Source organism: Bacillus sp. FSL K6-6540, assembly GCF_038007545.1.
This window is the reverse complement of record NZ_JBBOXH010000001.1, coordinates 6,044,600-6,057,878: the sequence shown is the minus strand read 5'-3', so window position 1 is coordinate 6,057,878 and position 13,279 is coordinate 6,044,600. Positions and strand designations below refer to the sequence as shown.

Genomic DNA, 13,279 nt, shown 5'->3' with positions numbered 1-13,279 from the left:
ATTTTGCAACTGTCCCATGCGGCTTTAGGATGGGGAATCGGATTTCTTGGATTTGGTCGTCCGGCGTTTCGGCTTCGGTGCGTCCGCGTCAGCTTCCCCGCCGCTGACCTTGGCTGCAGGCTCTTTGGCAGCGGTCTTCCGGGTCGTTTTACGCGGCTTCGGCTTGGTGCCCGGGTCCGTTCCGATCGGCTTGACGGCCTCGATGCTGGCCTGAAGGGCCGCCATCAGATCCACGACGTTGGTCTCCTGACGGGCAGGGGCAATCTTGATCTCTTCGCCGGACACTTTGCTGTTGATCAGATCCAGCAGGCGTTCGCGATAATCATCCGTATATTTTTCAGGGTCAAAGGGAGTCGACAACTGGTCAATCAGCAGTTTGGCCATATCCAGCTCCTTGGCGTTGACCTCGGTTCGCTCAGGCAGATTCGGGACCTGCGAAATCGGCCGGATTTCATCCGGGTAGAAAATCGTCTCGATCGACAGGCATTCATCCAGCACGCGAATCGCAGCCAAACTGCTCTTGGAGCGAATGGCAATTTTGGCGATGCCGATTTTGCCGGACTGTTTCATCGCTTCCAGCAGCAGCCGGTATGCATTGGCACCTGCTTGATCCGGCGAGAGATAGTAGGTCTTCTGGAAGTAGATCGGATCGATCTCGGTCAGATCGACAAAGTCCAGAATGGTGATGTTTTTGCTGTTCGCTTCGGCGAGCTGCTCCAGCTCCTCTTTTTCGAACAACACGAATTTCCCCTTCTCGTACTCATAGCCCTTCGTAATCTCCTCCCAGGCAACCTCCTCTTCACATACCGGACATTTGCGGATGTAGGAGAGCGGGCTGCCGCACTCCTTGTGAATGTACCGCATCGAAATATCCTTGTCTTCCGTAGCCGAGAACATCTTCACCGGCACGTGCACCAGACCAAAGCTGATCGCGCCCTTCCAAACCGTATGCATTCTATGAAACCTCCTATCAAGTTCTAATATGTTTTGGGTATGACCGTGTAGTAAACGTTATAAACGACGACTATAAATTTTTGAACTACCTCTAGTAGTGCGTGTTCAAAAAGGTCGGTTTTCAGCACCGAGAAGGTTGGATGAAGCTAGGGACGTCAGGAGCGGAGCGTACGTTTTGGGTACGTGAGCACCGGAAGGCCCGGCTGAATTCAAGATTCGATGCCGAGCTGCTTCCTGATTCGCTTCGTGATCAAAAGCGGACTTTTTGAACTACCTCTATTAGTGTGCCCAAAAAAAGACTCTAGTATGAGTTATAGCTCAGGATTGCATAATTAGAACCTGTTTGTGGCATATTGACGATGAATGCTGCCTGTAAAAGGAGGTAATTTTCTCATGATGGAGTCTAGAGAAACCGAAACGTCGGAAGAGATACAGAAGGACAGAGCCTCGGACCATTCCGCATCCGAACCGGTGAACGGCGACATGGTGGATTGGAACAGCCTAACCTCGGAGGAGAGCGAGATCTCTCGGGAATCTACCATGTTCGATATTGACCGGATGATTAACGAAGGCCTTGGCGGAGGCAATGTCACGATGGATAACGGACTGATCGGCCCATCCACCACCGACACGATGGAGGTCGTGGACGAATCGCCAAGAGAACCGGAAGAAGGAGGATCATAACGTATGGAGATGCAGCGCGCCGTGGAGATTTTTAACTCCAAGGATACTTACAAGGTGAACCTGGAAGGGGAGCCAGTCTGGATCGAGCAGATCGATCCGCAGAACGGGATGGCTACCGTTCAGGTTGGTTCCCGTCCGACCAATACGCTGACGGTGAATGTGGACCGGCTGAAGGAAGGCGAATAGCCTGATTAAAGGGGCTTAGCTTCCTTGAAATGGCATGAAAACACACCTTGTTCGGGGTTCCGTACTGTCGGAAACCGGATAAGGTGTGTTTGGTTTGCGTATAATTTGCCGTTAACGCAGCCCTCTGAAAAATAATTGGATATCATCCATCAGCAGATCAGGAGCTTCCCATGCGGCGAAATGGCCGCCCCGGTTCTTGCAGCGGATTGGGAGGACCGATATAATGAAGATCAAGTATTTTGAGATATGGGCAAACTAAATAAAGGGTGGGTTATCAGTGAATAATGGCCGTACGGAGGGCCGGTTTCGAATGACTTCAAGCAGTCTGGAGGAGACGGAGCAGCTTGCTGCTTGGCTGGCCGCGAGGGCGGAGCCAGGGACCGTCATCGGTCTGGACGGGGATCTTGGAGCAGGAAAAACGGCATTCTCCCAACAATTTGCACGGCATCTTGGCGTGAACGGGGTTGTGAATAGCCCGACGTTTACCATTATTAAAGAATATGAGGGGCGTCTGCCGCTCTACCATATGGATGTATACCGTTTGTCGGTCGATGAGGCGGATGAGCTTGGGCTGGACGAATATTTTTATGGTGACGGGGTTTGTCTCGTGGAATGGAGCAGCCTGATCACCGAGCTTATGCCTGAGCAGTATCTTCATATCCAGCTAGAAACGACGGGCGAAACGAACCGGATCATCACACTTTCAAGCCAGGGCGTGCCTTATGGTGAGTGGTGCCGGGATTTGAATGAAAAATGGGGTAGCATGAATGAACAACAATGACAAAAAGCCGCAGCAGCGGTTTTTGGCGCTGGATACGTCAACGGCTTCGCTGGCGGTATCCGTGATGGAGCAGGACAAGCTGCTGTCGGAGGTTAACACGAATGCGGACCGCAACCACTCGGTGCACCTGCACCCCGTGATGGAGCAGGCGCTTGCGGAAGCCGGCATCGGCATGGACCAGGTAGACGGCATTGCCGTAGGAGTGGGGCCAGGTTCCTATACGGGCATCCGCATAGCGGTGACCGCAGCCAAAACATTGGCATGGGCGAATCAGCTTCCGGTCGTCGGGGTATCCAGCCTGCATGCTTTGGCATGGGGGGGCTTGAAATCCGGATGGAGCGAGACGGCGGCAGAAAAGGGAGTCCACTGGGTCGTTCCGCTGCTGGATGCAAGACGGGGACAAGTGTATACGGCATTATTCGCTGCCGATTCCGAACGCCAAGCGGAAGCGCCGGTACGTATGAAGACGGACGGCATCCGTCTGATGCAGTCCTGGGTGGAAGCCATAAAGGAACGCATCAGCATGCTGCCTGAAGAGGAGCGCCCGGTCTGCATATGGTTTATCGGGGAAGTGGACCTGCATGCGGAGGCCGCCCGAGGTCTGGAGCCGTGGTTTGGAGACAGGCTCCGGATTCATCCGTACTCGCTGGAGGGCCGCTGGATGGGGTATCTGGGAGCAGCCAGATTACTCGCCGGGGAAGCGGATGATGTGCATACCTTGGTGCCCAATTATACACAGCTTTCCGAAGCGGAAGCGAACCTGCTGCGCAAGCGGTGAAGGGAGCGTAGGATTCGTAATGGACGAGCAGAAGAAGCCGGCGGACGGTGAAGAAGGTTTGTCCTTCCGGCTGATGACCCTGGAGGATATACCGGAGGTTCTCAAGGTGGAGCGCGAAGCGTTTACCGTGCCCTGGACCGAGGAAGCTTTTCATAATGAGCTGAAACTGAATCATTTTGCGCGTTATATGATTATGGAATACGAAGGTCGAACCGTAGGGTATGCCGGCATGTGGACGATCGTGGATGAAGCGCACGTCACGAATATTGCCCTGCTGGAGCAGTATCGCGGACGCAAGTGGGGCGATCGGCTGCTGTCGGAACTGATGAAGACCGCTGCCTATATGGGGATGGAGAAAATGACGCTCGAGGTTCGGGTATCCAATCACGTTGCCCAGCGTTTATATATCAAAAAAGGGTTTAAACCAGCCGGTGTCCGGAAGGGGTATTATTCCGATAATCAGGAAGACGCACTCATCATGTGGGCAGATCTGCCCCCTTATCGGGAGGACGATGGCGAGGAAGGAAGTCAAAGGCTATCATGAAGGATGAAAAAATAGACCGGCAGCACAGCTGCATTTTGGCGATAGAAACGAGCTGTGATGAAACCTCGGTTGCCGTCGTAAAGGATGGCTGCGAGGTATTGTCCAGCGTCATTGCCAGCCAGATTGAAACGCATAAAGCATTTGGCGGGGTGGTGCCCGAGGTGGCCTCCCGCAAGCATGTGGAGAGCATTACGTTAATTATTGAGCAGGCCGTAGCCGAGGCTGGGATCGAAATGAAGGATTTGTCGGCGATCGCCGTCACGCAGGGTCCCGGTTTGGTCGGAGCGCTTCTCGTGGGCGTCATGGCTGCCAAAAGCCTGGCCTTTGCGCTGGGCAAGCCGCTGATCGGCACGCATCATATTGCGGGTCATATCTACGCAAACCGCTTTGTGGGCGACATCGCCTATCCTTGCATGGCGCTGGTTGTTTCCGGCGGCCATACCGAGCTGGTCTACATGAAAGACGAGGGCAGCTTTGAGTTAATCGGCAGGACGCGGGATGATGCGGTTGGCGAAGCGTACGACAAGGTGGCAAGGGCGCTTGGCTTCCCGTATCCCGGAGGCCCTCATGTCGACCGAATGGCCTTGGAAGCCGAGGAAGTCGTGGATCTTCCCCGCGTATGGCTGGAGCCGGATTCTTATGACTTTAGCTTCAGCGGTTTGAAATCGGCTGTATTAAATGTCGTCAATCAGAGCAAAATGCGTGGAGAGGACGTTCGGACGGAAGCGATAGCCCGGGGCTTTCAGGAATCCGTCGTGGAGGTGCTTGTGGAGAAGGCGGTTCGCGCGGTCAAAGCATACGATGCCAAACAGCTGCTGCTGTGCGGGGGCGTAGCCGCCAATCGCGGACTTCGTCAAGCATTGTCCGAGCGGTGCGGGCAGGAAGGAATCCCGCTGACGATCCCGCCATTTCAATATTGCACCGATAACGGAGCGATGATTGCGGCCGCGGCGCATTTGAAATGGAAGCGGGAGAGCTTTACGCCGCTGGATATGAAGGCTGATCCGCAAATGTCGCTGGAATATTGGGCGGAACATTAAGCTAAAGCTTCTTGACACGTCTGTGGTCCAGAACGTATAATCATGATCAAATTCCAGAATGTTGAAACGCAAAGAACAGGACCAGTAAGGTGAACCTTGGATGAAGAGAGCTGCGGGACGGTGCAACGCAGACGACAGGAGCCTGAACTCACCTGGGAGCGGAGCAGGGGAACCTCGCGCAATGAAATGCCTCTAAGGCATAGATGACATTGCGGAGCTTGACCTTGCTACGGGATGGCCTCCGTGAGAACGGCTGCGCACAAATCCTTTGTGATTTGGCGATGGAGGGGGCTTTAAGGTCCGGGTTTGCAATGGACCTAGGATTTAAAGTCAACAAGAGTGGTACCGCGATAGGATAGCCTGTCGTCTCTTGCATAAGAGATGGCAGGCTTTTTTTGCATGTTGAGGCAGCGGGAACTCGGATCAGGAAGAAGGCGTATAACAACGAAGCAGCGCTTAAAGAGTTAAAGATACCCGGTAAAGGGAGCCGGATATCATGTGGTATTTGCATAACAGCATAACGTATAAACGCGATGAACGGGAGCAGTAGAAGGGAGCTGTCTACAGAGAGCTGCGGTTTGGGTGCAACGCAGCGGCAGCAAGCTTCGAATCTCGCCCGGGAGCGGAAGAGGGAACGTCTGCAGGTCGGATGATTTGATCGATCCGGATCGAATGCCAAGAATGCAGATAGGACTCTCTTACGGCGTTCCTCCGTCATCGGGAAGTCCATTCTCTTCATGACCCGGCCGGCATGAGGAGATCATGGACGGTGAGTGGACACGTGCGTGCGTTAGCATCGCTGAACAGCATGGCGTGTCAATTAGAGTGGTACCACGGAGGGTCTTTAGCCCGTCGTCTCTTATGATATAAGAGATGGCGGGCTTTTTTGCTGCCGGCAGCAGCAGGGTGGGAAGCGGACGCAAGTCGACGCGCGGACGTGCATTGAACATAACCAGTTGGATAGAACAACAGAATCCAATCGAATGAAAATCAGGGTTGTACCCTAACGAAGGAGGAATATCGGAAGATGAATGAATCCAAGAGAACGATCCGAATTTTCGATACGACATTGCGGGACGGAGAACAGGCACCAGGGGCAAGTCTCCAGCCCGAGCAGAAGATGGTGCTGGCCGGAAAACTGGCGGAATTGGGCGTTGACGTGATGGAGCCCGGGTTTCCGGTGTCCAGTCCCGGAGAGTTCGCCGCTGTGCAGGCCATTTCAAGGCAGCTGCAGCAGGTGGAGATTTGCGGGTTCGCGCGAGCGGTAAAAGGGGATATTGATGCGGCCGTCAAGGCAACCCAGGATGCGGCGAGAAGGCGGATTCACCTGTTTATATCCTCTTCCGACATCCATCTTTCCCACCAGCTGCGCATGAGCCGTCCGGAAGTCGTGGCAAGGGCGCGTGAAATGACGGCTTATGCGAGGCAATTCAGCGATGTGGTGGAATTCACGGCGATGGATGCTTCCCGAACGGGCATCGACGACCTGATCGAGATGGTGGAGGCCGTTATCGAAGAGGGAGCCACGATCATCAATCTGCCGGATACGGTCGGATATGCGCTTCCGAACGAATACGGCGAGATGTTCCGGCGGGTGCGGGAAGGCGCCCGAGGCGGGAAGAGGGTCGCCTACAGTGCCCACTGCCATAACGATCTCGGTCTAGCCGTGGCCAACAGCCTGGCCGCGATCGAGAACGGCGCGAGTCAAATTGAGGTCACCGTGAACGGGGTGGGCGAACGTACAGGCAACTGCGCGCTGGAAGAGCTTGTCATGGCTCTATCTACCCGGGGCGACATGCTGCGGGGAGAGACGGGCATTACGGCCGAGAAGCTGTACGAGGTATCCCGCCTCGTCAGCGGTGCGATGCATTTTCCGATCGCCTTCAATAAGCCCGTGGTCGGCCGGAACGCCTTCCAGCATGAATCCGGCATTCACCAGGACGGTCTTCTGAAGGATCGTAGCACCTACGAGATTATGGATCCGGAGAAGCTGGGCATTCCGCGGAGCATGATCGTACTGGGCAAGCACTCCGGCCGCCATGCCCTGAAGGACCGCTTGGCCCGTTACGGTGTCCGGCTCGAGGGAGCCGAGATGGAATCCTTGTACGATACCTTCAAGGAAACGGCTGACCGTCAAAAGGTGGTCAGCGATGATCAGCTGCTGCAGATGGTCAGCCGCACATTGGGCAAGCCGGCACAGGTGTACGAACTGGCCGAGGCGCAGGTCATTTCCGGCACGGGAAGCAGCAGGGTTGCCGCGGTTACGCTGCGCCAATTGAGCGAGCAGACGGAAGCCACCTACTCCAGCGTGGCGGACGGTCCCGTGCAAGCCGTCATATCGGCGATCAGCCAAGGAATCAGCAGCGACATCCGGTTTGGCGATCTGGAGCTGCATTCTTTAAGCAGCGGCGAGGACGCGCATGCCGAAGCGGCGGTAACGGTGGAGAAGGCCGGCAAGATCTTCCGCGGCACGGCCGTTCACCAGGATATCGTCATGGCCGCAGGCTTGGCATACGTTGCGGCATGCAACTCGGCGTTAATGTCGGTTTAGGCATCGAAGCGATTAAGGGACCTCAGCGTGCTTACATTTACTTAAGATTGGCACAAGCGACCTTCCACCCGGAACGGGGAAGGTCGCTTTTTTCCAAAATAATAAAAGGTAGGCCCTATATAGGAGCTAAATATATAGAACATCAAACTCTGTCAAGTTGTGAACAACGTTATCCACATATTCGCCGAAAAATGTGCATAACCGAGAAAAATGTCGATAAATCGGTCTTTTGCAAGAAGCTGAAAAGAGGGGACAGGATTTTCAAATTTCCCGGTGGAAACTGTGGATAATGTGAATAACTTAGTGGATAAAGCTGGATATAGGACCGGGGATCCGCGTATAACAACAAAAAAATGGCCATTTCGGCCATTTTCATGATAAACTTATGCACCATTCCTGGGGATAAGTTTGTGTATAAACGTAAATCTTCATTTGAAACACTTTTGTGAATTTTTTTAGGCTTCCAGCAATGACTCCCATTCGGCAAATATTTGCTCAAGCTGACTCTTTTTCTCCTCTAACGACTGCTGCCGTTCTTGGAGCGCCATATAATCCTGATAGATCTCCGGCAAGGTCATTTCGGTTTCCAATTGGGTAATGTCCGATTCCAGGACATGAATTTGCTCCTCCAAGCTTGCAAGCCTGCGCTGACGGTTTCGTTCCTCCCGTTTCGCCTGCTTCTCGGCTTCGAAGGAAACGGCCCCTTGCTTCTCAGGCAGAGCCTCGGCTTTCCCTTCCTGTTTCAGGGTGTGGCGGGCAAACGGCTCGGATGGCTCGTTGTCCATATCAAGAATTTCCTGCTTTTTCTCCGTATAGTCGTCATAATTACCCAGGAAATGTTGAATGCCGTCCGGATGAAGCTCGATGATGCGTTCCGCCATTTTATTAAGGAAGTAACGGTCATGGGATATGAACAATAAAGTGCCCTCGTAATCCATGAGTGCCGATTCCAGCACCTCTTTCGCAAACAAGTCAAGATGGTTCGTCGGTTCGTCCAAGATGAGCATGTTGGCTTCCAGAAGCATGAGCTTGGCAAGCGAGACGCGTGCTTTTTCCCCGCCGCTTAAGGAGCTGATCTTCTTGAGGACATCTTCGCCGCTGAAGAGGAAATTGCCCAGAACGGTACGAATGCGGGCTTCCTCCATATGCGGATAGGTGCCCCACAGCTCTTCCAGGACGGTGTTGCTTGGGTTCAGCTCGGATTGCTCCTGATCGTAATAGCCGATCTTCACTTTTGTACCCCATTGCAGTGACCCCGCCGTCGGCTTCATGGTACCGATCAAGCATTTCAGGAGCGTCGATTTGCCCACCCCGTTGGGTCCGATCAAAGCTACGGTTTCCCCGCGGCTGAGATCAAAGGAAACTTGCCGAAACAGCGGTTTGTCCTGCTCGAACGCAAGCGACAGATCACGTACGTGAAGGACGTCTTTCCCTGACATATACTCGGCTTCAAAAGAAAAATGAGCTTTCTTGAGATCGCCCAGCGGTTTGTCGAGCCGCTCCATTTTATCCAGCGCTTTGCGGCGGCTCTGCGCACGCTTGGTCGTAGAGGCCCGTACCAGATTTCGCTGAATGAAGTTCTCCATGCGGGAAATCTCATCCTGCTGCTTCTCGTATTGCTTCAGCTGGGATTCGTATTCGGCTGCTTTCAGCTCAATGTACCGGCTGTAGTTGCCGGTATATTTTTTGGAATGGCGGCGTTCGATCTCCACGATGGTGGTCACGAGCCGATCCAGGAAATACCGGTCATGGGAAACGACGAGCAGCGAGCCGGAATAACCGCGCAAATAATCCTCCAGCCAGGTGAGGGTTGCGATATCCAGATGGTTCGTCGGTTCGTCCAGCATCAGCAGGTCGGGTGCTTGCAGCAGTATTTTTGCAAGGGCCAGCCTTGTCTTCTGCCCGCCGCTTAACGTGGCAATGGACGTATCCGGCGAAAAGCTGCCGAATCCCATGCCGTGCAGCACGCTGCGTATGCGTGTTTCGATCTCATATCCGCCTTGATCCTTGAACCAGTCCGAGCGGACCGCATAACGATCCAAAAGCTCCTGGTATTTCTTCGGATCTTCGCTCGACTTGGGGTCGGCGATTTGCTCCTCCATCTGACGAAGCTCACGCTCCATCTCCAGCAGGGGAGTAAAGACATCCAGCATCTCGTTCCATATGGAGGAATCGGACTGAAGCCCGCTGTTCTGGGCAAGATAACCGACGGTGGTTTCCTTGGCTTTGAAGATTTGTCCGCCATCATAGGACATCTCGCCAGCCAAAATTTTAAGCAGCGTCGATTTCCCGGCTCCATTGACTCCGACGAGGCCGATTCTTTCGCGTTCAAGGACTTGCAGATTGATCCCGTCCAGGACGGGCGTAACGCCATATAATTTCGTAATGCCATTGGCTTGCAGCAGCATGTTATGTGAAACCTCCATCTTTCTATATGATTCTTCCATTAATTCTTCATTATAAGAAAAACGACTTCTGACGTACATGCTCCGACAGAACGCGCGTAGACGCTGTTTTATGGCAATCTAAATGATCGCGTGCTTTGGAGTTTATGCGTTTCTTCTATCTTAAATTAAGTGTACATGAAAATGACCGAACAATCGACCATGATTGGCGACTTCCGTCATTCTTGGCTAAAGGAAGGAACAGTGGTAAACTAAACTTAATTATAAGCGTGAGAGGAAAGATCACGTGTGAACCCTGAGGAAGATTTGAAGCGGGCATCCGCAAAAGCCGCCCTGCGCAAAACGATGGCATTGCGAAGGGACGAGTTATCAGAGGAAGAGCGGGCCAAGCGGTCAAAGCAAGCCTGCGCGTTTGCTGCGGAGGTCATGGACCGTCTCCATCTTCAGAGCATGATGATTTATGTTCCCTTTCGTTCCGAGCTGGATTCCCGGCCTCTTATCGAATGGGCATGGAAGCAGGGGATCCAGGTTATCGTTCCACGGAGCTTGACCCAAGACCGTTCGATGGAATTGTATAAGCTTCAGGCATGGGACGAGCTGGTTTCCGGCGCTTACGGCATTTCGGAGCCTGATCCGTTGCGGTCGCAAAAATGGAATCATCCGGGACCGGATATCGTCTGGGTCCCCGGGCTTGCGTTTGACAGAATGGGCGGAAGGCTTGGATACGGAGGCGGTTATTACGACCGGCTGTCGGACAGGCTTAACCAGGGAGCACAAGCCGACGCTCGTCGGATCAAGAAGCCCTTGTGGGTGGGGATCGGTTACGAGGTTCAGGTCTTGGAACAAGTTCCTATGGAAGAACATGATAGGGTATTGGACGGTTTGGTTACGGAACAGGGGCATAACGTGAAGACCAGACCTGCAGCGGAGGGATAAGAGATGGAACTGAGTCATTTTAATGACCAAGGCAGAGCACGAATGGTGGATGTCAGTGATAAGGATGTAACCGCCCGGACAGCGGTAGCGAAGACAACGGTCCGTATGCATCCGGATACGCTGGCCCGCATCCAGGAGGGGAAGATCGGCAAGGGAGATGTGCTTGCCGTGGCACAGGTTGCGGCCATTATGGCGGCCAAGAACACGTCGAACTGGATTCCGATGTGTCATCCGCTGCCGTTGACCGGCGTGAACGTGGCGTTCAGCGATAACGCCAAAGACGAGTTATATATAGAAACGACCGTGAAAACCACAGGCAAAACCGGTGTTGAAATGGAAGCTTTGACAGCTGCTTCAGCCGCTGCGCTTACGGTCTATGACATGTGCAAGGCCCTGCAGAAAGACATGATCATCGGCCCGACCCTGCTGGTAAGTAAAACCGGCGGCAAGAGCGGGGATTACATACAAGAAACGACATAGCATAGATACAGGAGATTCGGACGAGTGGGAAGGAGAGAGGGCAGATGGTGTGGAAAACGGCGATCCTGACGGCGAGCGATAAAGGCTCGCGGGGGGAACGCGAGGATACGAGCGCTCAAGTGATCCGGGAATTGGTGGAGGAAGAGCTGAGCGGTGAAATCATCGAATACCGGATCGTACCGGACGAGCAGGACGAAATTATCGCGGCATTGATCGAGCTTACGGATTATTATCAAGTGGACCTTGTCCTCACGACAGGCGGTACGGAGCTGGCGGTGCGGGATGTTACGCCCGAGGCGACCAAGCGGGTCATCGAACGCGAAGTGCCCGGCATTGCGGAAGCGATGCGTGCTACCGTTATGCAGAAGAATCGGAGCGCGATGCTGTTTCGGGGCGTATGCGGCGTCCGCGGCCGTACCTTGATTGTCAATCTCCCGGGCTCTCCCAAAGGCGTGCACGAGAATCTGGCCGCGGTCATGGATCAGCTTCCGGAGGCACTGTTGATGGTAACGGGCCAGTATCGCGAGCAGCTCTAACGAGTACCTTATTAGATAATTATGTAAATAAACTGTCACGTTTCTGGACTGTATATGTGATTTACATTATGGTATGATGGCGGTATATGAGCTTGTTTCACTGCTGGAGTCGGATGATTTTCTTTAGTTAAAAACCTGTTGCAGCTGCAAGGCATGATGGATTAATGTCATCCTGAAGTCCTTTTGAAGGCATTAAGCAGGACGAGGAGGAGAACAGATATGAGTACAATTGGAGTGCCGGGCATTATTTTGCTCGTTATTTTGGCGCTGCTCTTGTTCGGACCGAACAAACTTCCTGAACTGGGACGTGCGGTCGGAAGAACATTCCGTGAGTTTAAGGACGGTGCGCGGGAGATTATCGCTGACGATGCACCGGCGAAGAAGAAAGAAGAGGCTCCCCAGCAAGCCGTTGCCGCTGAGCCAGCCAAGATTGAAGACAAGCGTCTTCCGGAATAGAATTAAAGCAAGGCGTGAAGTCCCTTCCTTCGGGAGGGATTTTGTTTTGTCAGGGTCACATACAGGGTGGTGGTTAACTTGTCGGAGCAAGTGAAAGATATGGCGCTTGTGGAGCATTTGGGCGAGCTTCGCAAACGAATTATAATCGTGCTCGTGGTATTCGTAGCAGGACTGGTCGGGGGGCTTTTCGTTGCGGACCCGATCTATCATTATTTGACGGCGGCCGAAGAAGCCAAGAACTTTGAGCTGCATGCCTTCTCTTTTTGGGATGGCATCGGAATCTACATGAAAATCGCCGCCATTTTCTCGCTCGTCATTTCCGTTCCGCTGATCTTCTATCAGCTCTGGGCGTTCGTCAAGCCGGGGCTGCGCAAAGAAGAACAGAAAGCGGCCATACGTTACGTGCCGTATGCGTTTGTTCTGTTCATCGTCGGGATCACGTTTGGTTATTACATCGTATTTCCGATGACGCTATCGTTTACCACGGCGATCACGCAGGGCATGGGGCTCCAGGAAACCTATGGCATTACCAATTACTTGAATTTTATGTTTAATCTCGTATTGCCGCTGGCCTTGCTGTTTGAGCTTCCGCTTGTGGTGATGTTCTTAACGAGAATTCGCATTCTGAATCCGCTGCGGCTTCGCAAGATGCGCAAGGTCGCGTATTTCGCGCTGGTCTTTATCGCGGTCGTCATCACGCCGCCGGACTTTATATCGGATTTCCTGGTCACGATTCCGCTGCTGCTTCTATACGAATTCAGCGTGTTTCTGTCTTCCGTGATCTATCGCAAGCAATTAGAGGCGGACATGGAACGGGACAGCCGCTATGTAAGGGCAGACGAAGAGGACTGACCGTATTGTTTTTTGCAAAATAAGAGATCCTTTAAGAATAAAAATAACCCGCAAACTTCACTCCTCGGGAGTATGGTTTGCGGGTTGTTTTTTGTC

The 13,279-nt window shown here is 53.3% G+C and carries 14 protein-coding genes and 1 other annotated feature; of the genes, 12 read left to right on the top strand and 2 right to left on the bottom strand.

Features of this window, described 5'->3' with window-relative positions; all coding sequences use genetic code 11:
- Positions 1 to 24: 24 nt before the first annotated feature.
- Positions 25 to 954 carry a non-homologous end joining protein Ku gene (ku, locus tag MHH82_RS27135; protein WP_036665180.1) on the bottom strand — a complete coding sequence of 310 codons (930 nt, stop codon included), beginning with the start codon at positions 952 to 954 and terminating at the stop codon, positions 25 to 27.
- Between the two features lie 393 nt (positions 955 to 1,347).
- Here ku and MHH82_RS27130 point away from each other — a divergent pair, with 393 nt between their 5' ends.
- The 7 genes from MHH82_RS27130 (at position 1,348) to MHH82_RS27100 (ending at position 7,518) form a co-directional block, all read left to right on the top strand.
- A complete protein-coding gene (locus MHH82_RS27130) occupies positions 1,348 to 1,638 on the top strand; it encodes a hypothetical protein (protein ID WP_036665182.1) in 291 nt (96 codons plus the stop codon).
- 3 nt (positions 1,639 to 1,641) lie between these two features.
- Positions 1,642 to 1,824 carry an H-type small acid-soluble spore protein gene (locus MHH82_RS27125; protein ID WP_015737296.1) on the top strand — a complete coding sequence of 61 codons (183 nt, stop codon included), beginning with the start codon at positions 1,642 to 1,644 and terminating at the stop codon, positions 1,822 to 1,824.
- A gap of 310 nt (positions 1,825 to 2,134) precedes the next feature.
- On the top strand, positions 2,135 to 2,605 hold the full coding sequence (gene tsaE, locus MHH82_RS27120) for a tRNA (adenosine(37)-N6)-threonylcarbamoyltransferase complex ATPase subunit type 1 TsaE (RefSeq protein WP_340970168.1): 471 nt from the start codon (positions 2,135 to 2,137) through the stop codon (positions 2,603 to 2,605).
- Complete coding sequence (tsaB, locus tag MHH82_RS27115; RefSeq protein ID WP_340968717.1) at positions 2,592 to 3,383, top strand: tRNA (adenosine(37)-N6)-threonylcarbamoyltransferase complex dimerization subunit type 1 TsaB; 792 nt, start codon at positions 2,592 to 2,594, stop codon at positions 3,381 to 3,383. Before tsaE ends, tsaB begins: the two co-directional genes overlap by 14 nt.
- Positions 3,384 to 3,402: 19 nt before the next feature.
- Positions 3,403 to 3,927, top strand: coding sequence for a ribosomal protein S18-alanine N-acetyltransferase (gene rimI, locus MHH82_RS27110; RefSeq protein ID WP_340968716.1), 525 nt, complete (start codon positions 3,403 to 3,405; stop codon positions 3,925 to 3,927).
- Positions 3,924 to 4,967 carry a tRNA (adenosine(37)-N6)-threonylcarbamoyltransferase complex transferase subunit TsaD gene (gene tsaD / locus MHH82_RS27105; RefSeq protein WP_036665186.1) on the top strand — a complete coding sequence of 348 codons (1,044 nt, stop codon included), beginning with the start codon at positions 3,924 to 3,926 and terminating at the stop codon, positions 4,965 to 4,967. The genes rimI and tsaD overlap by 4 nt, the downstream gene beginning before the upstream one ends.
- A 524-nt stretch (positions 4,968 to 5,491) precedes the next feature.
- Positions 5,492 to 5,830: a binding site (T-box leader), on the top strand.
- A 164-nt stretch (positions 5,831 to 5,994) separates the two neighbouring features.
- Positions 5,995 to 7,518, top strand: coding sequence for a 2-isopropylmalate synthase (locus MHH82_RS27100; protein WP_340968713.1), 1,524 nt, complete (start codon positions 5,995 to 5,997; stop codon positions 7,516 to 7,518).
- A 455-nt stretch (positions 7,519 to 7,973) separates the two neighbouring features.
- Here the strand turns inward: MHH82_RS27100 and MHH82_RS27095 are convergent, their stop codons facing one another.
- Positions 7,974 to 9,926, bottom strand: a complete 1,953-nt coding sequence (locus MHH82_RS27095) for an ABC-F family ATP-binding cassette domain-containing protein (RefSeq protein ID WP_096776538.1) — start codon at positions 9,924 to 9,926, stop codon at positions 7,974 to 7,976.
- 285 nt (positions 9,927 to 10,211) lie between these two features.
- Here MHH82_RS27095 and MHH82_RS27090 point away from each other — a divergent pair, with 285 nt between their 5' ends.
- The 5 genes from MHH82_RS27090 (at position 10,212) to tatC (ending at position 13,183) form a co-directional block, all read left to right on the top strand.
- Complete coding sequence (locus tag MHH82_RS27090) at positions 10,212 to 10,859, top strand: 5-formyltetrahydrofolate cyclo-ligase (RefSeq protein WP_145040613.1); 648 nt, start codon at positions 10,212 to 10,214, stop codon at positions 10,857 to 10,859.
- Positions 10,860 to 10,862: 3 nt separating this feature from the next.
- Complete coding sequence (moaC, locus tag MHH82_RS27085; protein WP_009593966.1) at positions 10,863 to 11,339, top strand: cyclic pyranopterin monophosphate synthase MoaC; 477 nt, start codon at positions 10,863 to 10,865, stop codon at positions 11,337 to 11,339.
- A gap of 44 nt (positions 11,340 to 11,383) precedes the next feature.
- A complete protein-coding gene (locus MHH82_RS27080; protein WP_009593970.1) occupies positions 11,384 to 11,875 on the top strand; it encodes a MogA/MoaB family molybdenum cofactor biosynthesis protein in 492 nt (163 codons plus the stop codon).
- Between the two features lie 219 nt (positions 11,876 to 12,094).
- The gene (locus MHH82_RS27075) at positions 12,095 to 12,331 is read left to right on the top strand and encodes a twin-arginine translocase TatA/TatE family subunit (protein ID WP_009593973.1); all 237 of its coding nucleotides are present in this window, start codon (positions 12,095 to 12,097) and stop codon (positions 12,329 to 12,331) included.
- A 78-nt stretch (positions 12,332 to 12,409) separates the two neighbouring features.
- Entirely contained in the window at positions 12,410 to 13,183 is a 774-nt protein-coding gene (gene tatC / locus MHH82_RS27070) for a twin-arginine translocase subunit TatC (RefSeq protein ID WP_015737287.1), read from the top strand.
- The last annotated feature ends 96 nt before the right edge of the window (positions 13,184 to 13,279 follow it).